Source organism: Caballeronia sp. RCC_10, assembly GCF_041360715.1.
Classification (GTDB): Bacteria; Pseudomonadota; Gammaproteobacteria; order Burkholderiales; family Burkholderiaceae; genus Caballeronia; species Caballeronia grimmiae.
In genome coordinates this window covers 1-801 of the sequence record NZ_JBFUPT010000116.1, presented here as the reverse complement: position 1 = coordinate 801, position 801 = coordinate 1, and the positions used below count along the sequence as shown (strand labels likewise).

At 58.3% G+C, this 801-nt stretch carries 1 protein-coding gene; it reads left to right on the top strand.

Annotation, left to right across the window (positions count from 1 at the left end; genetic code table 11):
- Positions 1–801 (top strand): IS5 family transposase (locus AB6804_RS31895; protein ID WP_370889842.1); only part of this gene is annotated, 801 nt, incomplete at both ends.

Here is an 801-nt window from a genome sequence, read left to right as displayed (position 1 = left end):
GGTTCGTCGGCTTGGCAATGGATGATGTGGTGTGGGTGCCCACCGTGTTCACGAAGAACCGCGAGCGGTTGATCAAGCACGACGCGGTCATCAAATTCTTCAACGAAGTGGTGGCCATTGCCGAGAAGAAGGACCTGCTCTCAGGTGAGCACTTCAGCGTGGACGGCACCTTGATTCAGGCGTGGGCGGGCCACAAGAGCTTCGTGCGCAAGGACCGTGACGATCAGGACAACGATGACGGCAGCGCGGGCGACTTCAAAGGCAGCAAGCGCAGCAACGAGACACATCAGTCCAAGACTGATCCTGATGCGCGGCTCTATCGCAAAGGCAAAACGGCCAGCGAATTGCGGTACATGGGCCATACGCTGACCGATAATCGGCACGGCCTGGTGGTCAACGCTCGCGTGACACACGCTGATGGGCATGCCGAGCGTGAAGCGGCCAAGATCATGATCAACGATGCGCGGCAAGCGGCAGAAGATGCGAACGCAGAAATCACGCTCGGTGCAGACAAGGGTTACGACGCACAGGAATTCATTGAAGCCTGCCAGGAAATGAAGGTCACCCCGCACGTTGCGCAAAACACTTCTGGGCGGCGTTCAGCGGTGGCCGACGCGATTGCATCAAGCCTGGGCTATTCCATTTCGCAGCGAAAGCGCAAGTTGATCGAACAAGGCTTCGGGTGGGCCAAGACCGTGGGGCGCATGCGCCAAGTGATGGTGCGTAGTTTGGAGAAGGTTGACCAGATGTTCGTGTTGAACATGGCCGCCTATAACCTCGTGCGCATGCGGTCACTGGGAC